This is a genomic window from Mesorhizobium sp. P2_F5 (assembly GCF_056403715.1).
On sequence record NZ_JBFUEY010000002.1, the window covers coordinates 17,863 to 43,493 of the forward strand.

Sequence of the window (25,631 nt, forward strand, 5' to 3'; positions counted from 1 at the left end):
CGACAGTCGCCATACGGCAAAAAGTCTTTTGCGGCTTTTTTCAATGCTTCGGAGGAAGGCCATGTCCATTCACAGCTCAGCGGCGGCCAAAGACACGCTGCCGTTCAACACGGCGCGGCTCGACGCTCTAATGGACAATGCCGGCCTTGACGTACTCCTCGTCTGCTCCAAGCATAACGTGCAGTACTTACTAGGTGGATACAGATTCTTCTTCTTCGAATATATGGATGCAATAGGTATTAGCCGCTATTTGTCATTTTTCATTTATGAGAAGGGCCGTCCGGAACACGCCGGCTACATCGGAAATCCGATGGAGCGCGACGAGAAGGAGCGTTTCTCCCATTTGGTACATGAGAGCGACCTTGCTTCCTGGAAGAGCGTGGACGCAATGAACCGGGCCCTCGCCTTCATACGGAGAAACGGGGTTGCTGCCGGGCGCATCGGCGTGGAAACTGCTTTTCTGCCGGCAGACGCTTATAATGCGCTCCGTTCCGGACTCCCGAACAGCGAGGTCGTGGATGCGACGATTGTTCTGGAACGACTTCGGGCGATCAAGACCCCGGAAGAGCTTGACATGCTCCGCAACGCCTCGGAAAAAGTCGTGGATTCGATGGCAGCTGTCATCAAAAGCCATGGCGAAGGAGCCACCAAGAATGATTTGGTGCATGCTCTCCATCGCGAGGAAGTAGCGCGCGGACTGACGTGGCAGTTTTGCCTTATATCAATGGGACAAAGCTTCAACCGCGCGCCGTCGGAACAAATATGGCAGCCCGGCGATGTGTTGTGCCTCGATTCGGGAGGCAACTATAATGGCTGGGTTGGCGACATGGCGCGGATGGCCATCCTTGGCAAGCCGGATCCCGAGTTGCAGGATTTGCTGGGCGTGATCGATGAAATTCAGCAGGCCTGTCGGCGTTTGATACGAGCCGGTACGCTCGGACGGGACCTTTTCCCCGAAGCGCAGGCATTGGTCGATGTTTCGCCTCACAAGGGCTATTTGGGATTTGTCATACATGGCATGGGCCTCATTACACACGAGGCGCCTCGGCTGACCCCGAACGGATCCGTGCCTTATGAGGCCTCGGATGCGACTTTGCCTCTGGAGGAAGGAATGGTGCTGTCGGTCGAGACGACGATGCTCCACCCGCGGCGGGGCTTTATCAAATTAGAAGACACGATTGCGGTGAAGTCGGACGGTTACGAACCGTTTGGCGATGGGTATCGTGGATGGAACCAAGCCGGCGGCTGATATACGATCCTTCGTGTGAAGGGGAGACAGGTAAGATGACTGCAAACTTGGATGAAGAGTGGGGGCAGATCGAGAGAGGACAGTCCCTCTCGGAGAAGACCTACTCTCGGGTGAAAAACCTAATCTTGGCCTGCGACCTCAAGCCCAGGCAGGATATCAACGAATTCGAATTGGCTCGGCGGCTGGGGATAAGCCGGTCGCCATTGCGTGAAGCGCTTAGCAAATTAGCTGAAGAAAGTCTCGTAGAGCCTTTGGGACGCGGTATGCGCGTTACCCCCGTGACGCGCCTCAATGTGCTCGAGCTCTATCAGTTTCGTATGGTGCTTGAATCCTTTGCAGCGCGCAATGCGGTCGGCCGCATCACCTGGCAGGAAATCGAAGCCGCCCAGTCCGATCTGGAGTCAACTTTGCCGTCCCTGGAAGCAGGTGACCCTTGGCCGTTTAGCAACCTCGATTTCCAGTTTCACGATCTTTATGTCCGCAATTGCGGCAATAGTCTGATTGTTGACCGGCTGGCTCGTCTCCGAGATCAGCTGCGTCGGATATGGAAGCATGTCGGTATCTCTGCGGATGACACACTGTTGAGCTATCGCGAGCATGTGGAAATCCTCGAGGCCATCCGGCGGGGCGATCGTGATCAGCTACAGAGTGCGGTCGAGCGACACATCACGAATGTGGGCAATCGGGTTGCCAGCACGGTCAGGGAAACCGAGAGCGCTTAGGCGCCCGAGGACTTCCAGATAGGTCCGTACACTTACAAATACCCGCCGAACTGAAGTGGAAGGCCCCGGGCGACACGTCCATGGGGCATGACGTTAGAATATCGACGCAATTTACTCCGGCAAACGGAGGGCGTCCTTATTGAAAGGGTGAAAAAATGGAAACTTTGAATGCGGCTGTCATAGGGACCGGCTTCATGGGAAAGGCACACTCCGTTGCGATGGCGGTAGTCCCGATCATCTTTGAACCTTCAGTTGGAATTGATCGGACTGTTATCGTCGACATCGATGAGGCCGCCGTCAAAAAAGCGCAGGTCCAGTATGGCTTTCGCGAGTACGCGACCGATTGGCACCAAGTCGTCAATCGTCCGGACATCGACGTTATCGTCATCTGCACGCCCAATGATTCCCACGCCGAGATCGCCATCGCTGCCGCGAAAGCAGGCAAGCATATAATGTGCGAAAAGCCGATGGCATTGACCTCGCAGGACGGCGAGAAAATGCTGGCGGCGGCCAACGAGGCGGGCGTCGTTCATCAGCTCGCGTTCAATTTCCGCCACAGCCCGGCGCTGCAGATGGCACGGCGCCTTGTCGAGCAGGGCCGCATCGGCAAGATTCTGGCGTTCCGTGGCTATTATCTTCAGGATTGGAGCGCGGATCCAAGCACGCCGCTGTCCTGGCGCTTCAGCAAAGCCAAAGCCGGTTCTGGTGCGTTGGGAGACATCGGCAGCCACATCATCGACGCGGCTCGACTACTTGTGGGAGAGTTTGAGGCTGTCACCTCGGTCATGAAGACGTTTATTCCGGAGCGCCCGCTGCCGGAGGGCCGGTTCTTTGGGCACAAGGGCGCTGCGTCAGCCGAAATGGGTGTGGTCGATGTCGATGACACGGCCATCACTATGGTCAAATTCGCCAACGGCGTGCACGGAACCATCGAGGTTACCCGCAATGCCTATGGTCACCACAATCAGATGGGCTTCGAGATCAATGGAACGCGGGGAACTATAGCCTTCGACTATCAGCGCTTGAACGAGCTGCGCGTTGCTTTTGCCGACGATCCAGCAGATGCGTTCGGCTTTCGGACAATCTATTCCGGCCCCAACCAACCCTATGGCGACAAGCTGTGGCCGGTTGCCGGAATGGGGCAGGGTTATATCGATGTGAAGTCAATCGAATGGTACAACTTCCTGCAGGCGATCGCCGAAAACAGGTCCGCGTCGCCGAATTTTGAGGATGGCGTTAAGATTGAGCGCATCATCGATGCCATCCAGGCGTCCGCGAAGAGCACCGTCTGGGAACGCGTTGGTTGATAGGGCAGTGCTATGAAACTCAAAGACACATCCCGTGATTTCGGCCGGATGACGGAGGCACTCATGGCTATGGTTTTGAGGGTGGCATTCTACGACCGTCTCTATCGCGGCATCATAAATCGCGAAATCATCAAAAGACCACCTGGCCGGCGTAGTGACAGTGCTAGCAAAAGCCGAGAACGAAGCTCTTGAAGGACCCCTGTTTCCGCGGTGAGAACCGAGCCCGGATGCGTGCAAAACGACCCTCCCATTCCAGGACCGACTAGGAGGATCCCTCCAAAGGCTGGCGGGCACCTTGATTGAATTGGCTTTTGATGTCGCGGAGCTAAGGTAAATGCGATGACGAAACGGTGGCAGATTCGGCCCCCCAACTCGAACTGGGGCGAGTTCGGTGACGATGATCAGATCGGCCGTCTCAACTTGATTACACAAGAGTGCCGAAAAATGGCCCTCAAGGAGGCTGTTGAAGGCCTGGTGTTCTGTCTAAGCATTCCGCTTGATCTTCCTGGCGGCAACAAACTCGTCGAAAGTCGCCATCCGCCTCTGCGTACGGCCGCAAGAAAACGCGGTGGGCCAGTGGTGAATTACCCGTATTGCTGCGAGAACCCTTCTTGGAACGATGTTGTCTGCGACGATGCAGTGACGATTTACATGCAATATTCGACGCAGTGGGACGCGTTGAGCCATATTGGCTACGAATTCGATGCCGACAATGATGGGATCGCCGAGGTCGTGTATTATAACGGCTACCGCGGCGGCCGTGACATCGCGGGGCCAGACGCCGAAGGCGGCGCCGGCGCACGCAAGCTTGGCATTGAAAATATGGCCGAAACTTGCGTCCAGGGTCGCGGCGTGATGGTGGACCTGTTTTCACGTTTCGGCATGGAACGCAAATTCGTCGGTTACGACGACTTGATGCGGACAATGGATGAAGACAAGGTCGAGATCGAGACCGGTGATATGCTCTGTTTGCACACGGGCTGGGTGAAAGCGGTCGTCGACCGCAAAGACAATCTCGACCGTCAGCTTCTACATGGTAGCTACAGTGTGCTCGATGGTGCTGACGAGCAGCTTCTCAAGTGGATCGACACCAGCGGGTTGTCCGTAATCATTGCGGACAACTTTGCGGTAGAGGGCGTTCAGACCAGTGGCCCAGACGGCGATCAAAGCTTTCCGTCATTGCCGCTCCATCGCCGCTGCATCACGGAACTCGGTATCCATTTGGGAGAGCTTTGGAGCCTGACCCCGTTGAACAACTGGCTAAAACAAAACCGTCGCCATCGGTTTTTGCTTACCGCCCCTCCTCTAAGGATGCCCGGATCGTTCGGATCCCCTGTAACGCCGGTCGCCACGGTATAAGCGCGCCGGCTCGCATTAACGGCCAGCGGAAGGACAGGCTCCTAAGTGGCTCGCGTTTTATCTGAATCAGGATTCCCAAGAATGAGCAAATCAGTTTCGATGTTCTGACCGTTGGAGGTCGGGACTGATGGCGAAGCCTTATTCGATGGATCTGTCGGTGCGGCACTGGCCCGGCTTGAAGAGGGCGAGACGAGCCGCGAGGTGGCTGCGGCTCTGAAGGTGGCAGTGTCGAGCGTGATCAAGTGGGCCGCGCGCAAGCGTCGCCTTGGAAGTGCGGCACCTGGCAAGATGGGCGGTCACCGGCCCTATCTGAACGACAGGGAGCATCGTGCTATCGTCTTGGACGAGGTCGAGCCCAACGTGACACTTCATCAATTGACGGCGGCACTGGCTGAACGTGGTCTTACCATCCACCCTGCGAGGGTCGGTCGCTTTCTGCATTGCGAGGGCAAGAGTTTTAAATGGAACCATTCTGCCGGCCGAGCAACTGAAGCCAAAGCTGATGCGCCGGCGAGCGCAATGGATGCGCTACCAGACTCGCATTGACCCTACGCACCTAGTCTTCCTGGATGAAACAGGGGACCAAGATGGCGCTATTGCGCGGCTCGGCGTGCGCGGCAGGCGGCTGATGGCCCACACGCCATATTGTCATTGGAAGACGATGACCTTCGTCGCAGCGCTACGGCATGATCGGGTCAAAAGCGCCTTGGATCGTCGACGGACCCATCAATGCGCGAGGCTTAAGCGCCTATGTCGAAACCGAACTCATCGAAAGACTGAAGCCGGGGGACGTCCGTCGCGGACGGCTTGGCTCTTGTGAGAACCGAGATTGTCGAGAATGACGTCGTCAGGGCTGCTGGATCGCGTCTCTTTTCCTGCCGCCCTACAGTCCAGATCTCAATCCAATCGAGAAGCTGTTTGCCAAGCTCAAGCCCTCCATGCGACGTCACACCAAACGAATGCAACAGCTACATCGAAAGCGCTGGCTACAAGTCAACCTAGATGCCAACCGCCGCTCTAAAAGTTACGAACCGCAGTTTTTCGCGTGGGAGCACCGCGAATGGTGCTCCCACTCTTGAACATTTACTGCTTGCAAGGCCCGACCTGCGGCATGCCTTTACACACGGCTTCCTTGGTTACGGCACCGTCGTCGATGACCAGGTTCATGTTGTCGAGCGTGATAACATTGGGGGTGACCTGCGCCCATGGCACGTCAACCATCTCATTGTTCATCGTTGCCCCCTCGAAAAGATCGGCCGAAGGGGGCTCTCCCTTCAGGAGCGCCGCGACGATATCGGCAGTCTTGTTCGATTCGTCCTTAAGCGATCGCCATACCGTCATTGACTGCTTACCCTGAAGGATCAGCTGCAAGCTATTGAGCGTTCCGTCCAGGCCGGTCACCGGGACTTTTCCTGCGAGTTGCTGCCCGTCAAGCGCAGCTATGATGCCTCCCGCCATGCCGTCATTGGGCGATAGCACGGCGTCGACCCCATTGTTCGCCGCAGTCAGAATCTGTTCCATTTGAGCCTGAGCCTTCGACGGATCCCAAAGTGGCACCCAGGGGTCTGCAACCAGCACGCGACTTTTTTTGTCGAAGAGAGGTTGCAACACGCCCATGTAACCTTTTCTGAAGAGAAACGCGTTGTCGTCCAGTTTCGAACCGTTGACGATCGCGATCCGTCCACCTTCCTTGGTATTGTCAGCAATGAACTGCCCTTGGAGTTGGCCGATCTTCACGCCATCCACTGAAACGTAGTACGCGACCGGCGCGTTGTGAATGAGGCGGTCGTATGCGATGACCGGGACGCCCTGTCTTTTGGCGTCGTTCACGATGACGGCAGCGCCCTTCTGGTCGATTGCAGTAACCACCAAAACCTTTGCGCCGCTGGCGAGCGCTGCCTCAGCCTGTGCTTGCTGCTTCGATGGATCGTTGAGCGCATTTTCGACCTTCACCTTGGCGCTCGGATAAGCGCGCTTCATCGCCTCGGTGAACAGCGGCTTGTCTTGGCCTTCCCAGCGAGCCGTCACATTCTCGGGCAAAAGCATCACCACGAGCGGTGCGTCTTCAGATCGTGCAGGAACCGTTCCCACGGCGCCGGCGATGGCAAGAGCGGCCAAGCCCACATGGGCCCAGCGATTGATCAGTTTCATGTAAAACCTCCCAGACTGGCGATATTCGCCGTTGAACACCCCGACAAAGCTTGCCGGTGGCTTGCATAGCGCAGGCACATACAGTCGAGCAGTATCCTCTACTGCAGCGGCTCTTATGTCGTCAGGCCTATTAGCACCATCTATTCTAGTCTATATGCACGCTACACAACTATGATATACGTAATATTCGCGCTTTGTCAATAATATACTTATGAACACGCGTAAACTGTGATGGTCACGATCAAAACGAGCAGCATTATTGCACTATAGCATAATCTATAGCGCCTCGTTTATCGTAGTATACCTATCAATATATTCTCGGAAAACCTGTGGCACTGGTATATTCTTCTAGAGCATTTCTTTCCGCAGACGTTTCGCTCAATCCATCCGCGCCTGCCACGTCGCCTCAGCCAACATGACCCTTGACAAGGCGCCGGAGAGAAAGCCGACGACGAGAGCTTGAGTCCAACGTGACGGCGAGCAGCAGGATGGCACCCTCGACCATGTATTTGACGTCCGCGGGCTCACCGATCAGGTCAAGTCCGTTCGACACGCTGCCTATGACCAGCGCGCCGAGCAAAGCGGCCCAAACCCTGCCTCGCCCTCCGAATAGACTTGTCCCGCCGATAACCGCCGCCGCGATCGCTTCGAGCAGCAAAGTACCGCCGCCGGTTTGCGTGCTCGCCGCCTGAAGGCGCGCCGTCGATATCAAGCCTCCAGCCGCAGCAAGGAAGCCGGCGATCGCGAAGACACTTATTCGGATGCGTGCAACAGAGATGCCAGCCCGGCGTGCAGCCTCGGCGTGGCCGCCCACGGCATAGATGTGACGTCCAAAGGTGGTGCGGCGTGATATCCAGTCGAACACGGCAACGAGGACGAAAAGGAGCACACCCGCTGTCGGAACTCCGTAGGCGGCGTTAAGCATGGCCACAGCACCGAACAGGGCCACTGCGGTCGCGATTGCCTGCACAAGAAGGACTGAGGCCGACTTAGAAGTCATGCCTGCCCGTTGACGAAGCCCATTCTCCCTGAGCCGGGTGCCGCCGAACCAGAGGACTGCGAGCACCGCGAACACCCAGCCCCAGAGAGGCGGCAGGAATGTGGACGCGATGGCTGTGATGTGAGGATCGAACACGTTCAACGTGCCGGCATCACCAAGAACATGAAGCTGAACCCCGAGCCATATAAGAAGACCCGCTAACGTGACCACGAATGAGGGAACACCCAGAAGGGCATACCACGCACCTTGGATGATGCCGGTCAAGGTTCCGACGGCCAACATGACGATGATAGCCGCCCACCAGGGCCAGTCCTGATTGACCATCAGTACGCCGAGGACGGCTGCTGACGCACCCGCAACTGAACCGACCGACAGGTCGATTTCGCCCAGTAGCAGGACAAAGACCACCCCGATCGCGATCGTCCCCGACACTGAGATCTGGAGGACAAGGTTCGACATATTGCGGGGCGTCAGGAAATGCGCGTCCTGGAATTGAAAAAACAGCCAGATCAGCACAAGCCCAACCATGACGGGCGCAGCGCCAAGCTCGCCCCCGCGCAGGCTCTGTCGCAGGTCTGCCAAGAGGCCGTAACGGCCGGCTTTTAGGTTGTTCGGCACGGTGTCAACGATCGTTTGGTCTTTCACCCGACTTCCTCCTCCTGAAGCGTTCCGTCAGTTTGCCACCGAAGCGCCGGTAATAGCTGCAACCACCTCTTCAGGCGTGCTGGTTTCCGGCCGGAAGGTGGTGAGGCGTTTTCCAAGCCGCAATACAATGATCCTGTCAGACACTTCGAACACATCGCGCAGGTTGTGAGAGATCAGAACCACCCCCAGCCCCTGATCTCGCAGACGCTTGATGAGTTCGAGCACCTGATGGGTCTGTGCCACGCCCAAGGCCGCTGTCGGCTCGTCAAGCAGCACGACTTTTGAGTTCCACATTACGGCGCGCGAGATTGCGACGGACTGGCGTTGACCACCTGAAAGCGTAGCCACTGGGGCGCGGACGCTCCGAATTGTTGTCACGTTGAGACGCTTCAGCACTGAGAGCGCGCGTCGTTCCATTTCAAGTTCCGATAGTCGCCGAAGCGCGCGGGGTGGCGAAACGGATTCACGACCCAGAAACATGTTCGCCACGACGTCCAGGTTGTCGCATAGGGCGAGATCCTGATAGACGGTCTCAATACCAAGGTGCGTTGCGTGCCAAGGAGAGCGGAACTGGACTTCAGCGCCGTCAAAGTGAATGGTCCCGGTGTCAGGGGCGTGGGTGCCGGCAATGATCTTGACAAGGGTGGACTTGCCCGCCCCGTTGTCGCCGACAAGCGATACGACCTCGGATGGATAGACCTCAAAGTCCACCCCCGAGAGTGCGTCGACCGCGCCGAAACGTTTCCCGATCCCCCTCATTTCGAGGACAGGATTAACGCTCGCTGCCCTGTGAGCCACATCCGCTGGAGACGGGCCTGGGGCGGATGATCTGCCGGCGGCCGCGCTCATTGTGCGCCTCGGCAGCATGCTGCAACGGCTACCAGAACCAATTCGTGATAAAGATCGCGGTCCATCGTATCCTCCCAGTGGTGAAGTAAGGCGGCAACTGGCCGCCCCCCCGGGCCAGCGCCTTTCAATCGCGGCGTCAGGCCGCCTAGTCCTCGACGCTCAGCGGCGTGTCGGTCGATCCGTAAACGATCTGATCGAAGTCGATATTGGCGCCGGTCATCAAACCCGACTCGTCAGAGGCCAGGTATAGACACGCTCTCGCGATCTCGTCGGGCATTATGAGGCGGCCGAAGGGCTTGGCTTTTATGACCTGATCATACCAGTCCTTGGGAAGGCCATGATGTTCACGCTGAATGCGATCTTCACCGGGCGTGAGCGTCCAACCGACATTGATGCCGTTAACGCGTATACGATGGCTGAGCAGTGCGTTGGCGAGATTCAGCGTCAGGGTCAACAAGGCGCCTTTGGACGAAGAATATGCCGAGAGATAAGGTTGGCCGCCATGCACACAGATGGACTGGATATTGACGATCGACCCGTGGATGCGCTCCCGCCTCATGACCTTGACAGCCTCTTGGATCAAAAAGAACGGTGCACGCACATTCACGGCGAATATCTCGTCGAAACGCTCTTCAGTCGTGTCCAGAATGGTCCCGCGATTGGTTGAGCCGGCTGCGTTGATGAGGACGTCTACCCGTTTGAATCTCTCGTCGGCCGCCTTGATGACTTTGCGAGCGTCACTGACCTTTTGAAGGTCGGCGGTCACGAAGTGGGTAGGGCAACCGAGAGCATTAATCGCGTCGGCCACCTGCCGACCCTTTTGCTCATCCCTGCCGCAAATGACGACGCCCGCGGCTCCAGAAGAAGCGAACCTGCGCGCGATCGCCTCGCCCAGTCCCTGCGAGCCCCCCGTAACAACTGCAACTTTTCCCTCAAGCGTTCCTAAAGCCACGTCCTGGTCCTCCCTATGTTTGACCGCGCTAAGTATCCAAGAAGGTATTGGGGGGCGGTCTACATACCCTTCCCGATGGAGTAGCCCTGATCGACGACCATCAAGTGGGCATTCATCCCAGACGAAGCGTCGGACAAGAGGAAAGCAATCGAGTGGGCAACCTCGTCGGGACGTATGAAACGGCCAGACGGAATGTCTGCCAACCACAGGTCCCGAACCTCCGGCTTTTCACGACCGACCTGCGCCAGCATTTCCGTGTCAGTGTAACCAGGGGCAACGGCGTTTACCCGCACCCCTCGCTTGGCCCATTCGACGCCAAGCGATCGCGCCATATGCGCTACCGCAGCTTTTGAGACGTCATAGGCAACGTGGCGTTCGGGCCTGGCCACGATCAGAGCTGACATCGACGCGATGAGAACGATCGAACCGGACTTGCGCGACAGCATCGGCGCTGCAAAGGCCTGGGTCGAGAAGAACACCGAGTCGACGTTCAGATCCATCACCCGACGCCAGTCTTCGACGGTGTAATCTTCGGCGAATCGATCGCCCGCGATGCCGGCGTTTGCAACGAAGGCATCGACCTGTCCGTATTTGCGCAGTACAGCATCGACGGCGGCTTGGACTGCGGAATTGTTTTTCACGTCGAAGACGAGGTGATCAGCTCTAAGGCCTTCGGCGGCGAGGCTCAGGGCCGTCGCTTCTACGTTCGGATTTAGGTCTGTGAGGACAACCGTCGCCCCTAGCTCAGCTAGACAGCGAGCCGTGGCGGCTCCGATTCCACGTGCAGCCCCTGTCACCACAGCGACGCGGCCATTGAGGCTGAAACGATTACCAGACGGAACCATAGGGGTTAGTCCTTCCTGTTTGAGTGCAGGTTGTTCGGGTCACAGCGGCACGACGACAATGGCCTCAGGTCATGCATGACATCATCCTCCCAAACTCCCCCGGCAACAGCTATGCAAGGCTTACTTGACGAATGCCGGCTGTCGACAATCGACTATAAAAGCGCAAAACCCGCTGTCAAGGCCTATAAACGCTGAAACTCAACCCAGATTTTTGTCATTTTTGTCGACAGTCGTCGGCATACAATGCGCTTTGCCGCATTAGTAGAAACCAGAAATGTCCAACCCATCTCGAAAGCGTGTCGGTCTGCATCCCGGATGCGGCGCACCTCGATCGCCAGGACAAGGTCCTCCGAGATCCTCCCTGGAGCCCGTTCAAGGATCATAATAGGTATTAACGTATTTACAATAGTTGAGTTTGCGATTCACCTCAGGGGCTGCGATTCGTTACCAGCGGGCTGGCGAATTGCCCAGGAGTCAGTGCGATACAGGCGCGGTCGGCCGCTTGAAGAAGAGTTGGTCCGGCGCAAGTTCACCGTGGAAGATGTGGCCGGATGGCAAGTTTGCGAGGTTCGATCTCATCGGGCGTCAGCACGGCCATGGCTATCGCGTCGCTTGAGAACCCGGGGGCAAAGCAGTCAATGGTTGACATCACGTTCTTGACGAGGGTCGGTCGCTCGACTTCCTAGTTCGACGATTTCATGTCGCATGCGGCGTGCCCGCCGAAGATGTTGAGGACGTGCTTCCCAGCGAGTGCCAACTTGTCGTCGACGCGTCCAAAGGCGAGTTCGACGACAAATCGTGGTTCGACTCGGAACAGTGATTGGCACCACCGAACGAAAGAGCCCCTGCCTGGACCCCTTTCGACAATCATTTTACCGTGATGCGAGCCGCTTTGGCCGGAGAAGGCATCGCGCTACGATAGATCGGCACGGCAACGGAGTTCGTGCGCGCGGGACATCTGATCGAGCTGTTTGATGATAAGATTCAAGCCGATGGAGCCATCTACCTCGTTTCGCGGAAAACGTCACATTTTCCGCCGCGTCCAAGGCATTCAACTGGATAATTGCGGTGAGACACACCTGGCGTTGAGCTGAACTTTGAACCAAGGCACCAGGCTGCCCCAAGGTGGCCTGGCTGCGCACTTTCAAGTTCTGCAGGTGCTACCAGGGGCTCGAACTGGAGCTCGAGCGAGTAGCGTTTTCATCACAATCTCAACGTCCCACACGGCAATTGGCGAGCCAATCCTTGGTCACGCCCTCGGCCTGCGAGACCTGGCGGTGACCTTCTTACACCGTCGCCACCGGAGTTAGCGGAGAACCAAAGGAACCCGGCATCCTCAGGGGAGGAGCCGTCAACAAGAACCGAAACCGGTTATGCGCTTTAAGCCAAGCGCTCAGCGGCGACAGAAGCCACAGCTCGCCTAGATGAATGCCAAGTTCCGCGATGCAACGCCGGTGGAGCGGCAGCGCAGGGAAGCGCTTGCTTCCATCAGCACTGCTCGTCTGGAAGCCTTCAACGGCGAAATTGTCGGCGATGATTGCCGAAACGCCGCTAGAATCAATCCAGCGCAAGAGCCGTTCGTCGGAGCCATCGAGCACACTGTGGGATTCGTGCAGCAACTGAGCATCGAGATTGTCCTTGCGTTCCACCACGGCAGTGCTCCAGCCCGTATGAATGCAAAGCATGTCGCCTGGCTCCACAAAGACCTTGTCCTGATCCATGATCCGCATCAGATCATCGTAACCGACGAACTTGCGACCCGACCCGAAACGGGAAAACACGTCCACCATCACACCGCGGCCCTGAACGCAGGTCTCCGCCATGTTTTCGATGCCCAGCCGACGAGCACCTGCGCCGCCCTCCGCGTCCGGCCCAACTATATCATGACCGCCTCGGTATCCATTGTAGTATACGACCTCGGCGACGCCATCATCATCGGCATCGAACTCGTAGCCGATATGCCCTAGCGCATCCCACTGCGTCGAATATTGGGTATAGAGTGTCACCGCATCATCGCTGCCGATATCGTTCCAGTCGGGATTATCGCAGCAGAATGGGAAATTGACGAAGGGTCGTCCTTCCTTGTTGGCGATGGTGCGCTTTGGAGGAAGCCTGTTGGAGACCAGCAGGTTTCCCCCTGGCAGATCAAGTGGAACACTCAGGCAAAATGCCAGACCTTCGACCACTTCCTTGGCCGCGTTGCGCCTGCATTCGGGTGTGATGAGGTTGAGCCTACCAATCTGGTCGTCCTCACCGAAATCGCCCCAGGTCGAATTCTGAGGACGCACCTTCCACCGTTTTGTCATAGTAGCCTCCATTATTGTCGATCCAAGCTCGGTAGACTGTCAGGTTCCAACGCCCAGATTCCCGATCAGCTCGATTTGCCAGGCAAAGGCCGTATCAGGCACAGTTCGACTTCCGCATTCGCATTCCTCAATCGCTCTAGCTAGGCCATGTGGTGGAGGGCTTGGAGCAGGATATCGTCTTGCCCGTGCTTGCCGGGCTTGAGAAACAGCGAAATGGGATCGGGACCGGCGGTCACACAAAAACCCGTCCCAATCGGCCCTTCGGCAAACGCACGCACCGCGCTAATGCCAAGCGCCTTGACGACTGCGCCGGACGTTTCTCCGCCGGCTACGACGAACCGTCGGATGCCTCGGTCCCGCAGCGCGCGGGCGATCGAGGCGAGAACGTATTCTGCTTTGCGAGCGGCCCCGGTCGGCCCCAAAGCCGCCTGAGCCCGTTCGGCTGCACCTGCATCATTGGCTGTCGATATTGCAAATGGCCGGTCGCCGATATGCTGGTCGGCCCAGGCAAGCGCGTCCGCGATGACTGCATCGCCTTCGCGCGGGTCAAGAAGATCGAGCGAAAGCACTGGATAGACTTCGGCGAAGGCTTCTAGCTGCCGCAAGATGACCGGTCCCACAGTGCCCGCGAGAACCGCCGCTGGCCCATTTGCGTGGTGAGGGGCTGGCTTTTGTGGCCCTCGATTTGAAATCAGCATTTTGGTGTATTCCACAGCGAAAGGATCGCTAGCCACCACTACCAACTGGCGCTCGATCGCAAAGCGGGCGGCGATTTCGATGTCCAGGTCGTCGCTCATGTCGAAGAAGATGTGCCCGTTTCCGGCGCCCACCAGACCATCCGCAGCCAATGCGATCGCCTGCTGCCCCTCGCGCATCTGAATATGATTGATCAAGCCCACGCCGTGCCTGGTCTGACGAGATAGGAAGCGAACGAGATCCGGATCCGACATTGGCGTTAGGGGATCGAACCTCTTTATCGATTCCGATACCAGACGACCCCGGTAAAAAAGATAGCCTTGATGCGTCGTGATGTTAAATTTGGGAAATCCGGCCGCCATGACCACCGGACGAATCCCCTGACGATCTGCAAGATAATCCGCGGCTGGACCTATGTTACCATGCTCAGTAGAATCAAAACCGGCCGAGGTTTTGTAGACAAGCCGCGAACAGCCGGCCCGGCTCAAAGCGTCGGCCATCGCCTTGATGTCCGCCAAAGCAGCCTCGACCGTCGCCAACCTTGTGCGAGTGCCCGCCACGATTACCCGGGCCCCCGCGACTGTCGCTTCTGCATCAAATACAAGCGGAGCGTATATGCCGGATGCCTCAAGGTAGCATGCGACCATGAGCGCACCGGTGTAGTCGTCGGCAATTATACCAATCGAAGGTTCCAGGGCCGCATCAGACGAATTCGAGATTGGCATTGCGATAGGCCCAAAGGATTGAGGCAGCATCATCCCCTAACCAGCGTGAACTCAAACGCGTAAAGATCGGGCCGGTAACAATGATTGCCGGTCTCCGAAGCCTTCCCCAACGCATCGAAGGCCGTTCGTTTGGAGGTCAACAAGGCAGCGTGCGCTGGGAGGTCAAGCAGATCGGATTCCGCTGACGTAGCAAGGCGAGCCGTGACCGACTGGTGAGCGACCTGGATGGTTATACCGCGGCGCCCCAGAATCTGGTATAGACCGCGACTTGTCAGATCCTCCGCGGAGATGTCGGCATACTGGCCTGGCAGAAAGTTCTCCATGATCACCAGGGGAACGCCATTGGCGAGACGTAGCCGGCGCAAGTGAAGGACATCCTCCCCTGGTGCGATTCCCAGTTCGGCGGCGACATATGCGTCTGCCGGTATGACCTCGCGCTTCAGCAACTTGGTCGACGGGTTCTGGCCCATCTTAAGCAAATCGTCCCAGAGGCTGACCAGTTCCATTTTTCGCGACAGTGCGGGCGGAACCACGACTGTACCAATCCCTTGCCTGCGGACTACAAGACCCATCGCCACGAGCTCTTCGATCACCCGACGGATCGTGGGACGTGAAATTCCCAGTCGTTCACTGAGCGATGTTTCGTTTTCTAGACGCGCTCCGGGCGGCAATTTTCCCGACGTGATTGCTTCGGCGATCCGTGAGGCCAATTCACGATAGATCGGCACCGGCGAGGCTCGGTCGATCTCGAAAATCGAATCGGGAAGGTCGGCTACCGCTGGTCTATGCATAAAGGGGTCTCGGAAAGGTGACGATCAAGGAGCCTGCGTCCGCTCCGCCTGATCAAGCAGCCGCTGAATGTATAAGGCGCGCTTGATGTCTATCTCATGTGAGACGCCCGCAGCAACGGCTGCTGCGAACTCGGCCCTGATGGTCCCTGGTGCGCTCGGGTCGCCGTCCTTCCCAACGAAGTCCATGGTCAACTCTCCCTGGTCAGTAAAGAGCCGCACCCCGGTAATCTCCCTATCAGTGGGAGTGGTCAATGACAGAGTAGCTTGGCTGAGTGCGCCGTTCTGGTGGCGGGCCGTCAATGTGAACCAGCGTGTAGGGTTGCCTTGTCCCCAGACATTGACGATGGGGCCGAGGGCGGCATCGAAGATATCCAATACATGCGGTCCCAAATCCAGGAGTGCCCCTTTCTCGACTCGCCACGGTGTCGCGAAGTAGCCGCCTGGCAGACATGCTCCATTTATGTACGTCGCGATCGCGCCGAGTGCGGTCCGCTTTTGCGCCTCCTCAAGGAACGAGCGGACGATGCCGCTGAAGCGGTTGGTCAGCATGACCTGCGTGACGACACCCGTATCCAGGATGACGCCGGCAACCCGTTCTGCCTCGCCAAGCGACAGTCCCAGGGGTTTTTCCAACAGCAGCGCCTTCCCGGCCTTTGCGGCAACAGGGGCATACTCGGCCTGCACATTTGGCGGAACGGCAAAAACGACAGCATCACACCTATCAAGCAATGCCTCGAGTGAACCGACCGCAGTCGATTTATAGGCGACCGCCAACTCCCTGGCTGCCTCAGGTCTGCGCGCCCAGATGCAGGCCAACTCCGTCTGTGGACCCGCAGCTATCATCGGTGCGTGGAACGAATGAGCCCACGGACCCGCTCCAACAAGACCAACCTTCAACGCTGACATTTCAGATCACTTCCCTTCCCTGAAAAACATGGTTCTTGACGTCATTCCCTACCAATCCCGCCCTGAAACGATCGAGCAAACCGCAGGCGCGCCAGACCGCTTTCTGTTGCACGTGCGACCACCGCCGCTGTAGCGCGTTGACGAGCCCAATGGATCGAAGGTCCCCATGCTGGCCTAGCGCCCGCAAGGTCGGGACGGCTGGTGCAACCCGAAAAAACGCCACTTCCTTTTGTTCCTCCCGATAATTAGGCCGAGCAATCTTTCTGGCTTACGGCGCGCGGATTGCGTCAACCGACGACACCACGCTCGCTTGTCTGGGGCACGCTTAGCTGCTTCAAGCCCGAGACTTATAATATGTATTTACGTATTTACAATACCTGAAATTGGGGTAGATCTCGAGAGACAGTTTTCGCTCTCGGGCTGAATCCGACGGGACAAGTTCGGCCAAACCGTGAAAGTGACAAGCCCACTTGCGGTGCCGAAACCCGAACTAGGAAGGTCAGGTGAATGATGAAGAACCAAAGCGTCGACTTATCGGTGCTGAAGCGGCCGTCCGGGGCTTTCGCAATGCTTGCTCTCGATCAGCGCGAGACGATGCGAGCTATGTTCGCACAACGGCAGCAGGCACCTGTGACCAATGAGCAGATTGTCGCGTTCAAACTGTTGGCGCTCAGGACACTTTCTCCACTGGCGTCTGCCGTTCTCATCGACCGGGAATTCGCCTGGAGCCAAGCGATTCAAGAGGGTGCGGCCGCGCCAAATTGCAGCCTGATAGCTGCTGCCGACCGGTTCTACGCCAGCGACGATGAAATCGTGGCAGGAGTGGAGATCGATGACAGGATTGCGCCGGCTGAATTGCGTGAACAGGGTGCCAAGGCTCTCAAGCTCCTAGTGATATGGCGCCCTGATGAGAGCTCCGAAACGCGCGTGGCAATGGTGGACCAGTTTGTCAGCTGTTGCCGGCAGGCAGGTCTGATCAGCATTATCGAGCCTGTGTCACGTAAAGCGCGCGACGGACGCGCCACCGACACGCAAAAAGGTATCCTCGCAGCAGCACGCGAGCTCGGCAACCGAGGGCAGGACCTCTACAAGTCAGAGGTTCCGCTTCATGCGGAGGGTGAGGAAAATGATATCCGTCGCCAATGCGCGGAGCTCACTCGGCTGATCCGATCGCCGTGGGTCGTTTTGTCGTCAGGTGTGTTGCCTGATCGCTTTCCTATCGCTGTTCAATGGGCCTGCAAGGAAGGTGCCCGAGGCTTCCTGGCAGGGCGGGCAATCTGGAAGAACGCAATTGGAACCACTGACCCGCTGACCGCACTTCAAACTGAATCCTGCGAACGCCTGAAGCGGCTATGCGATGTCGTTGACGAAGCATGCTGATGCGCGGACCGTTGGTCGGGCTCATAGGCTTGGTCAGTCGTCTTGATGAACAACTCCTTGACGAGGTCGTGCTTGATGGCAGTCAGTTGGCTAAGCTCAAGCGCGCGGTGTTCTTTCACGAGCGCGGAGAAATCCGTGACCGGTCATTCGAGAGCCAAGCATTCCGCGCTTCCGGTCTCAATCTCGTCGTCAGCGCCATCGTCCATTGGAATACCGTCTACCTTGACCGCGCAGCCCCGCATCTGCGCTTGGCGGATCGGATTATCCCGCATGACCTGCTCAAACACGTCTCGCCGCTCCGTTGGGAACACATCAACTTCACAGGCATCTACACCTGGGATTCTGAGCCCCAGATGCCCGAAGGCTTTAAGATCGCTTCGCTTGCCAGCACCAATCCGACGAGCGGCATAATGTTCATGTTCCGATCGACCTTAGCGTACGATTTGGAGCAGCTGTTGTTCTGACCCCTTGTTGCAAGAACTCGCCAAGCTGGCGGAGCTCGACCTGAGCTGCGCCAGCCTGGCACTGTCGGTCAAAGTGCCGGCACGATCTGTGGGGAAGGCTCGCGAGCTTCGCGATACCCGCCAATGCCTGATGGGATGACGATTGCGCGCATTGCGACATAGTATACGACCGCTGCCAGGATCATGGTCGGAATGCCGGCACCCAGATAACCTGCATAGGCATTCATAGAGGCGGCCACCGGATCGTACATCCAAAGATAAAGCGCAATAGAACCCAGCGAAATGACAATCGCCACCCAGTTCACGCCACCCCAGAACCAGTAGATGTTACGTGGGTCACGCGAAAACAGATGCTCCGGTTCGAGCCGCTCCTTACGCAGAAGGAAGTAGTCGACAAGGGTAATCCCCGTGATGCCCACGAACATCACTCCGTTGATCGACAGCCAACTCATCACGGAGGCAATGACCCACTCCGTGTGAAACGCGACATAGACGCCAGGCAGCAGGATCAAAGCAAGAAGAAGGTCCCAGCGCAATCTTGTCAGAGGCCGGATCTGCTGGATGGAAACGCCGGAAAGATAGATCATGATGATCATGGTCGCGACATTGGCCAGCAGCACGAATGACATAATCGCCGTTCCAAATATCGGACCGCCGAGCTTGATCATCCATATGGTTGGATCAGGGGTTCCGGCCGACACGGCCGCCAGCGCCGCGACCATCGAGATGACGGCAGCGCCCAAAACTCCGACACCCACGACGGATGGGCCCATAATGTGGCGGCGCCTGCCGACAAGACGTGTCAGCCCGCCCATGACGGGCCACCAGGTCAAGGAATTTGATACGCCAAACTCGACCGCGAGCGCGAACCCTTGCGTCTTCGTCTTGACCAACGCCTGATCGATTGGAACATCAATGGCGAAAACGGCAGGCCCAAACTGATATAGAAGGATGCCCAGCATGATGATGGTCACAATCATGTGGCCGGGTGCGATGTAATTGCTCAGACGCTCGAAAAGCCAAGGCCCGCGGCTTGCAATTAGCCAAACCAGGAAAAGCGAGGCCAGTGCCAGTACTATCACCATGCCCTCGACAGGCCGATCGGTGGATTGCTCAAGGGTCTGGACAACATTGGCTGCACCACGGGCGGTAAGGGCAACCACGACGTAAGTCCAACCGACGAGCGTGGCCAGAAGGCCGAACAAGGGCAGCAGCACACCGTATGTGCCGAATGACGACTTGGCCGCGTCGATCGTGTCCACGCCGTATTTATAAGAAGGGACTGCGGAAGCCAGCGTCACCGCGGCCATTCCGATCAGCAATCCGGCCAGGTAGCCCAGAATACCGATGCGCGTGTCCCCAACGTAGGGAAGATAGCCTCCGATCAGGAACGCCCAAGTAGCGGCACTGAAAGCACAGCACGTCCAGGTGAACGACGAGTAGTTGTTGTAGATGCGCTCATGGCTACGAAGCGGGAGCCTCCCTGCCAGAGCCTCGCCTACAACCCGAGCCTGTACCCCTTTGACATCGCCGCTCATAGCGCACCTCTACCGATGACGATCAACGTGCCAACCCAGATCGCTGCACCAAGGGCGGCCCAGAGCAATCCTTCAATGATAATTGGCCTTGATGTGGCGAAGCAGTCCGATGATGCATGCGGCTCCATCCGGAGGCTCTGAAGTCGCAGCGCCAATTCCTTGTCGAGTTCGCGGGAGAGGTCCCCCGACGTTCCACCAGCACCAGCGCCGACGAGACCTGATAGCTCGGTCATAGTTGTGTTCCCCATTGCTGCACCAATTTGTTTTGCACGGAACGCTGGGTGCGTGGCTCCGCAACTTACTAAAAATCTACCATCAAGATTTCACTTTTGTCCACATAATTTGTAGCTTCTTTTTTCAAAACTTCACATTCGAACGCGGCGTGTTTGACAGGTCGGCACCGAAAAATCCGCGTCGGACGGTCCCTGCACAGGTTTGAGGTGATCGACGCCAGTCTGACTGCTGATGACCCGAGCGGCGTTGCATGTCGCCACCAACTCGATTGCCGCGCCGTGCTCGGCAAGGCCTTTTCAAGCCCTGAGATTTTGCCTGGATGGACAGCTCCCATCCGATCCGGTTGCCATATCGCTGTTGCTGCACCGTGGAGATGCAGTCATTAGATTTCACATTCGCAAATAGTCGCCGCGAGGCAGAACCTTTTGGTCCCACCAAAGTCAGAGAACGCTGCTTCCTTCCACCATGATTGAAGCATTCAGATCTGCAATCGTGGCTCTCGCCCAGGCCAGCAGGTGTCTTCGGGCATGACGGTCGGTCCATGCAAAATTCATTGGGGTGACGGAGGCGCGCCCCTCCGACAATGCCCGAACATCGGTACCGGCTTCCCCCTCGAAGACCGGATCTCGCTCAGTATGGGTAGCAAACAGAAGCCATCCGCGACCGTCCTCGGTCTCCACGACGGGTATTGTCGAGCGTTGCCAAACCCGCCGATCTAGTGAAGCCAGGACAAGGGATCTCGCTGGTTTGGCGGGCGCATTGAAGTTGAGGACTGAGCGCCCGGGAAGACGGTCGCGATCTTCCACCATTCGCTTGACCAACCGAGCCATCAGAGCCCCGCCAGGTTCGAAATCGTAGCCATCAAGATCAACCAACCGAAAACGGCCGTCACGCGATTGCTGGGAGGCGGCAAGTGACGGAAAGCCCAACATGGCGCCCTCAATTGCAGAGCCTAGCGTACTCGAATATGTCGCGTCGTCCCCAAGATTGGCCCCCTCGTTTATCCCGGAGACCACCGCATCGACGTCGTCGGTTAGCCCAGAGAAAACGGCCACCCGCACGCAATCCGTCGGCGTACCATTTGTTGAATAGACGGGGTTTGCATCGTCACCACCCACACGGTTCAAAACGATAGGTTTGCGGAATGAAGCAGATCTGGCCGTTCCGCTGCGCGGTCCGTCAGGCGCAACCGTGACCACTGACATGCCCGCAGCGATAAGTGCGTCGCGTGCGGCGGCTACCCCTGGGGAAAGATAGCCGTCGTCATTCGTGAGCAGGATTTTCACGTCAAGTTTTCCTTTGCTGGGAGAGGACTTTACGCTGCCTCCGGCAGCAGGGATGAGCGGTCCGGCAGGCATACCTCGGCCTGCGGCACCGTGACCGGCTTTCCAAGCAGCGCCCACTCAGCCGCAAGCGCGCCCAGGACAACGCCGCTGGTGATACCGACACCGCCAAGCCCCGCGACGACAAGCACGGAAGGATCCGCCTTATATGGTCCGACCTGGAACAGCCCATCGGCGCTCAACGGGTAGAGCCCGAACCATCCCGGGCGAAATCCCAAATCATCGACCTTCAGCCGCTCGCTGACCATCTGGGCAACCTTGAGAAAATTGTCGTCGCCGTCCGGGGGACTGAAATTGTCGGGATCATTGACCGTCAGACCCGGCACTGAATCATATGTATGGAGGCCGGCGATGAGCGAGTCTGGGCCGTCCTGGCGGAAATAGATTCCTTCGGCCGCCTGTCCTGGCATATAGAAATTGCACATCGGCACCGCGTAGCCGAGATCGCGCGGGAGCTTGACCCGTACCACCTCGTGAACCTCAGGATTCACGGCCACAGGGTGACCTAAAGTCCTGCCGACCTGTGGCGCCCAAGCTCCGGCGGCATTGATGATAATGTCAGCTTCGATCTCGCCGCTGCTGGTTGACAGGACGTGCACAGAGCCATCCTTGCGGTAGGAATTGAGTTGGGTGTTCAGAAGAAAACGAGCACCCTTCTCGCGCGCCTCCTCGACCATGACCGAGCATAGCAGATGGCCATCAAGATGGCCGTCATTGGGGCCGTAGAGAGCGGCGGTAACGTCGTCGATAGCGAGATCCGGGACCAGCTTTTGTATCTCGGCCCGGGAAAGGATTTGCGCATCAGTTGCCCCCAGGCTCCTTTGAAAGTTCAACGAATGTTCGAAGGCGCCCACATCCGCATCCTGTGTTGCAAACCGCAGGTTGCCGATGCGGGCAAGCGGCAGCCCGCGCTCGCGCTCGAAGCGAAACAGCAATTCGCGCTCGCGAACTCTGATCTCGATGTCCAGTGGACGAAGAGTCTGGGCGTTGAAGACGCCCGCTGATCGTCCAGAGGAGCCGGATGCCGGTGTGGACTTGTCGATGACGACAACATTTTTCGCGCCCAGTTCGGCTGCGCGGCGTGCAGCCCCGCAGCCGGCAACTCCAGCACCAATGATTGCGATGCGCGGACTCATGCTGGCTTTCCTCCAGTTTCCAGATTTGCAGCTTCCCTCGCTCGCCAGTCGACCGGCGCAATGGATATGAAGACCATTGCTGCGTCGCCCTGGTATTCGAGCTCGGTCCCTTCAGGAATCCACAGGACGTCGCCTGGCCCCAACTCGTGCACTTCGCCGGCGGACTTCAGCCGAAATTTGCCTGAGATTCCCGCGATCAGCTCATCGTAGTGGATGGTCCACCGCACGGAACGCCCGTCAAAGCGTGCCAAGTAGGCGCCCATTGTGGTCGAGTCCCCCGGCCCTACAAGCCGACTGATGGACGCCGCGCCCGGACCTTCACCGTAAGGGGCGAAGGTGACCTTGCCTGCTTCGAATTTGCGAATCCCGCCCATGGCCATTTCTAAATCTCATCCGTCAACCACCGAACTGATCGGCAAGTCCGCTAGTTGCCTTTGGTCGCTCCACCGGCCTTCATTCTCAATTGGCCAATCGAAACCCGCAGCGGCGAATTTGGTATCGCCACCGGGCATTTGGCTTTCGGACGTCATCGCCGTTGAGACTGTACAGCTAAATCCTGAGTGCTATGTCGCAGCTGGATTTGGCAGGCCGCACATCTAAGGTCACGCTTGTTCCTGTACTTTGGAAGAATTTGCACGACGAATGCGAGGTTGCGACTTTTCAGCCGTTCCAGGTCCATCCGCATTGATGAATTCGATTTTGTTGGCAGCAAAACTGGCGGCCAAAGCCGCATCGGGGGACCTATCGGCGACGATCGTATCGATTGCTTCGAACGAAGCGCACTTGAAAAGACAGCGCTTCCCGAACTTGCTGGAATCGATAAGCGCGATCGCCTGGCTGCCAGCTTCGATCATAGCCTGCCAGCAGGCCACTTCGTCGGCCGTGTCGCTTGTCAGTCCAATCGAGGCGTCGACGGCACCAACCGAGAAGAATATCTTTTCAGCTGAGTAACGTCTGATGTTTTCAACCGCGACGACGCCGACCGTCGATCCAAGATAGTCGTCCAGTCTGCCACCGACGGCATGAACTTCGTTCTCGCCTCGCGAACCCAAAATCCGTGCGGCATCCACGGAATTGGTGATGACCCTCAGGTTGCGATGGTCCCGCAGCGCCAAAGCGAAATAGCACGTGGTGCTTCCCCCTCCGATCATGATCGTATCGCCGTTGTTGACCAAGGCGGCCGCCGCCGCCGCTATTTTCCGCTTCAGGTCGGCATTGAGATTGAGGCAGTGCTGGAACGCCGCCTCGCGCAGAACATCAGGAAGCGTTGCACCGCCCCGTACGATTTCTACCACGCCCTCGTCAGCCATTCGCTTGAGGTCACGGCGAACGGTCTCGCTGGATATCTCGAGTTCGTCTGCTAGATCGAGCAAATTGACCCGCCCGGAGACCCGCAGGATGTCGAAAATGCGGTTTCGCCTGAGTTCGCTCATGATTTCGTCTCTGTACCTGAGGTGCCTCGAATATCGCTCAAACTAACAACGACACGCACTCCCCGCCACATTATTTATCAAATTTCGAGGAATCACTCCGCCACCTGCAGACGATGCCTCAATCAGGCTGCGCTGCGAGACCATCCGGCAACGGCCTTGATTTCGAGATACTCTTCGATGCCCCAGCGTCCGCCCTCGCGGCCAATCCCCGAATGCTTGTATCCGCCGAATGGGCTGCCGGGTCCGCGCGAAGCGCCATTCAATCGGACCACCCCGGTACGGATTTTGCGGGCAACCCGCTGTGCACGCAGGGGATCCCCTGTCTGAACGTAGGAGCTCAGGCCATAGACGGTGTCGTTGGCGATGCGAATTGCCTCCTCCTCATTGTCGAAAGGCATGACTGCGAGGACTGGTCCGAAGACTTCTTCGCGAGCAATTCGCATGTCGTTTGTGACATCGGCAAAGATGGTCGGCCGCGCGAAGTAGCCGTTGTCAAAACCTGCGGGTCTGCCGGCTCCTCCCGCGACCAGGCGCGCGCCTTCGCCAAGTGCAGCCAAAATCAGCTCCTGAACTTTATCGAACTGGGTCTTGGAGACGAGCGGTCCGATATGGCCACCTTCTTTTCGTGGGTCGTCAGGCTGCATTTCGGCTGCGACGGCGCGCGCTGCTTCGATGGCCTGCTCATAGGCCGATCTCTCGACCAACATGCGGGTCGGCGCATCGCAGGATTGCCCGGTGTTGGTGAAGCAACTGCGAGCGCAGCGCGCCGCGGCAGCAGCGACATCAAGGTCGTCGAAAATAATGTAGGGACTTTTGCCTCCGAGTTCGAGCGCAACGCGTTTGAAGTTGTCGGCAGCAGCACGAGAGACGGCGGCACCAGCTCGGGACGAACCGGTGAAGGAAATCATGTCGACATCACCATGCCGGGCCAGCGCCTCACCGGCTGTTGAACCATCACCATTGACCAGATTGAAGACACCCGCTGGATAGCCGGCCCGATCGACGAATTCAGCAAACAGCATTGAGGATAGCGGGGCGATTTCCGACGGCTTCAGGATCACGGTGCACCCAGCAGTCATGGCTGGCGCGGCCTTGAGACAAACCTGGTTCATTGGCCAGTTCCAAGGCGTAATCAAGCCGCAAACCCCAATAGGTTCGCGTATGATATGATCGTCGGGCGCCTGGCTGCTGAGCACATGCTCGAACTGAAAATCCTCGAACTCGGTGAGGAAAATCTTCAAATGTGATAGGCCTGAAGCCGCCTGTGCCGTTCTTGCGAGCGTGCGGGGCGCGCCCATCTCCGAAGAGATGGCCGCAGCCATTTCATCAATTCTGGCGGTGTAGATTTCGATTAACCGCTTGAGCAGTTCAATGCGATCTTGAAGTGCGATGTCGCTCCACAGAGGGAAGGCGCGGCGTGCGGCAGCAACGGCCCGATCTATATCTGCTGCGCTGCCCAGCGAAATCTGCGCCACGGCGAGTTCGCTGGAAGGGTCAATAACATCAAGCAGTCGCCTTTCCTGTGGCTCCACCCAACTGCCATCGATATAAAACTGTGTGCTTTGCATGATCAAATCCAGTTGCGGAGCTATATGCATCT

At 57.7% G+C, this 25,631-nt stretch carries 22 protein-coding genes and 1 pseudogene; 8 read left to right on the forward strand and 15 right to left on the reverse strand.

Annotated elements, in window-relative coordinates; translation table 11 throughout:
* Positions 1-61 precede the first annotated feature (61 nt).
* The 6 genes from AC1DYO_RS02340 to AC1DYO_RS02365 all read left to right on the forward strand — a co-directional run bounded on the left by AC1DYO_RS02340 (position 62) and on the right by AC1DYO_RS02365 (position 5,716).
* On the forward strand, positions 62-1,249 hold the full coding sequence (locus AC1DYO_RS02340; RefSeq protein WP_477259919.1) for a M24 family metallopeptidase: 1,188 nt from the start codon (positions 62-64) through the stop codon (positions 1,247-1,249).
* 35 nt (positions 1,250-1,284) lie between these two features.
* Positions 1,285-1,971 (forward strand): GntR family transcriptional regulator, encoded by a 687-nt coding sequence (locus AC1DYO_RS02345; protein ID WP_477259921.1) that lies wholly within the window; start codon positions 1,285-1,287, stop codon positions 1,969-1,971.
* 155 nt (positions 1,972-2,126) lie between these two features.
* A complete protein-coding gene (locus AC1DYO_RS02350; RefSeq protein WP_477259923.1) occupies positions 2,127-3,278 on the forward strand; it encodes a Gfo/Idh/MocA family protein in 1,152 nt (383 codons plus the stop codon).
* A gap of 339 nt (positions 3,279-3,617) precedes the next feature.
* Entirely contained in the window at positions 3,618-4,637 is a 1,020-nt protein-coding gene (locus tag AC1DYO_RS02355) for a cyclase family protein (protein ID WP_477259925.1), read from the forward strand.
* A 201-nt stretch (positions 4,638-4,838) separates the two neighbouring features.
* The gene (locus AC1DYO_RS02360; protein ID WP_477259927.1) at positions 4,839-5,183 is read left to right on the forward strand and encodes a hypothetical protein; all 345 of its coding nucleotides are present in this window, start codon (positions 4,839-4,841) and stop codon (positions 5,181-5,183) included.
* Between the two features lie 314 nt (positions 5,184-5,497).
* Complete coding sequence (locus AC1DYO_RS02365) at positions 5,498-5,716, forward strand: transposase (protein WP_477260517.1); 219 nt, start codon at positions 5,498-5,500, stop codon at positions 5,714-5,716.
* A gap of 4 nt (positions 5,717-5,720) precedes the next feature.
* Here AC1DYO_RS02365 and AC1DYO_RS02370 read toward each other — a convergent pair whose 3' ends face one another.
* The 9 genes from AC1DYO_RS02370 to AC1DYO_RS02410 form a co-directional block, all read right to left on the reverse strand.
* Positions 5,721-6,788: a sugar ABC transporter substrate-binding protein gene (locus AC1DYO_RS02370; RefSeq protein ID WP_477259929.1), complete on the reverse strand. Its 1,068-nt coding sequence runs from the start codon at positions 6,786-6,788 to the stop codon at positions 5,721-5,723.
* 406 nt (positions 6,789-7,194) lie between these two features.
* Positions 7,195-8,433: a sugar ABC transporter permease gene (locus AC1DYO_RS02375; protein ID WP_477259931.1), complete on the reverse strand. Its 1,239-nt coding sequence runs from the start codon at positions 8,431-8,433 to the stop codon at positions 7,195-7,197.
* Positions 8,434-8,460: 27 nt separating this feature from the next.
* Complete coding sequence (locus AC1DYO_RS02380) at positions 8,461-9,282, reverse strand: ATP-binding cassette domain-containing protein (RefSeq protein ID WP_477259933.1); 822 nt, start codon at positions 9,280-9,282, stop codon at positions 8,461-8,463.
* A 145-nt stretch (positions 9,283-9,427) separates the two neighbouring features.
* Entirely contained in the window at positions 9,428-10,234 is an 807-nt protein-coding gene (locus AC1DYO_RS02385; RefSeq protein ID WP_477259935.1) for an SDR family oxidoreductase, read from the reverse strand.
* A gap of 59 nt (positions 10,235-10,293) precedes the next feature.
* Positions 10,294-11,079 carry an SDR family NAD(P)-dependent oxidoreductase gene (locus tag AC1DYO_RS02390; protein WP_477259937.1) on the reverse strand — a complete coding sequence of 262 codons (786 nt, stop codon included), beginning with the start codon at positions 11,077-11,079 and terminating at the stop codon, positions 10,294-10,296.
* 1,286 nt (positions 11,080-12,365) lie between these two features.
* Positions 12,366-13,385, reverse strand: a complete 1,020-nt coding sequence (locus AC1DYO_RS02395) for a cyclase family protein (RefSeq protein WP_477259939.1) — start codon at positions 13,383-13,385, stop codon at positions 12,366-12,368.
* 140 nt (positions 13,386-13,525) lie between these two features.
* A complete protein-coding gene (locus AC1DYO_RS02400) occupies positions 13,526-14,839 on the reverse strand; it encodes a four-carbon acid sugar kinase family protein (protein ID WP_477259941.1) in 1,314 nt (437 codons plus the stop codon).
* Positions 14,836-15,597 (reverse strand): GntR family transcriptional regulator, encoded by a 762-nt coding sequence (locus AC1DYO_RS02405; protein ID WP_477259943.1) that lies wholly within the window; start codon positions 15,595-15,597, stop codon positions 14,836-14,838. The genes AC1DYO_RS02400 and AC1DYO_RS02405 overlap by 4 nt, the downstream gene beginning before the upstream one ends.
* Positions 15,598-15,621: 24 nt before the next feature.
* Positions 15,622-16,503 carry a Gfo/Idh/MocA family protein gene (locus AC1DYO_RS02410; RefSeq protein WP_477259945.1) on the reverse strand — a complete coding sequence of 294 codons (882 nt, stop codon included), beginning with the start codon at positions 16,501-16,503 and terminating at the stop codon, positions 15,622-15,624.
* Between the two features lie 507 nt (positions 16,504-17,010).
* Here AC1DYO_RS02410 and AC1DYO_RS02415 point away from each other — a divergent pair.
* A complete protein-coding gene (locus tag AC1DYO_RS02415) occupies positions 17,011-17,883 on the forward strand; it encodes an aldolase (protein WP_477259947.1) in 873 nt (290 codons plus the stop codon).
* Between the two features lie 95 nt (positions 17,884-17,978).
* Positions 17,979-18,294 (forward strand): annotated as a pseudogene (locus tag AC1DYO_RS02420) (Tn3 family transposase); the annotation flags it as partial.
* 121 nt (positions 18,295-18,415) lie between these two features.
* Here the strand turns inward: AC1DYO_RS02420 and AC1DYO_RS02425 are convergent.
* From AC1DYO_RS02425 to AC1DYO_RS02450, 6 genes are all read right to left on the reverse strand, one after another.
* A complete protein-coding gene (locus tag AC1DYO_RS02425; protein WP_477259949.1) occupies positions 18,416-19,885 on the reverse strand; it encodes a cytosine permease in 1,470 nt (489 codons plus the stop codon).
* A 674-nt stretch (positions 19,886-20,559) separates the two neighbouring features.
* A complete protein-coding gene (surE, locus tag AC1DYO_RS02430) occupies positions 20,560-21,405 on the reverse strand; it encodes a 5'/3'-nucleotidase SurE (RefSeq protein WP_477259951.1) in 846 nt (281 codons plus the stop codon).
* 29 nt (positions 21,406-21,434) lie between these two features.
* Entirely contained in the window at positions 21,435-22,598 is a 1,164-nt protein-coding gene (locus tag AC1DYO_RS02435; protein ID WP_477259953.1) for an NAD(P)/FAD-dependent oxidoreductase, read from the reverse strand.
* Positions 22,595-22,978, reverse strand: coding sequence for a cupin domain-containing protein (locus AC1DYO_RS02440; RefSeq protein ID WP_477259955.1), 384 nt, complete (start codon positions 22,976-22,978; stop codon positions 22,595-22,597). Before AC1DYO_RS02440 ends, AC1DYO_RS02435 begins: the two co-directional genes overlap by 4 nt.
* Positions 22,979-23,200: 222 nt before the next feature.
* Entirely contained in the window at positions 23,201-24,031 is an 831-nt protein-coding gene (locus AC1DYO_RS02445; protein ID WP_477259957.1) for a DeoR/GlpR family DNA-binding transcription regulator, read from the reverse strand.
* Positions 24,032-24,153: 122 nt separating this feature from the next.
* Complete coding sequence (locus AC1DYO_RS02450; RefSeq protein ID WP_477259959.1) at positions 24,154-25,629, reverse strand: aldehyde dehydrogenase family protein; 1,476 nt, start codon at positions 25,627-25,629, stop codon at positions 24,154-24,156.
* Between the last annotated feature and the right edge of the window lie 2 nt (positions 25,630-25,631).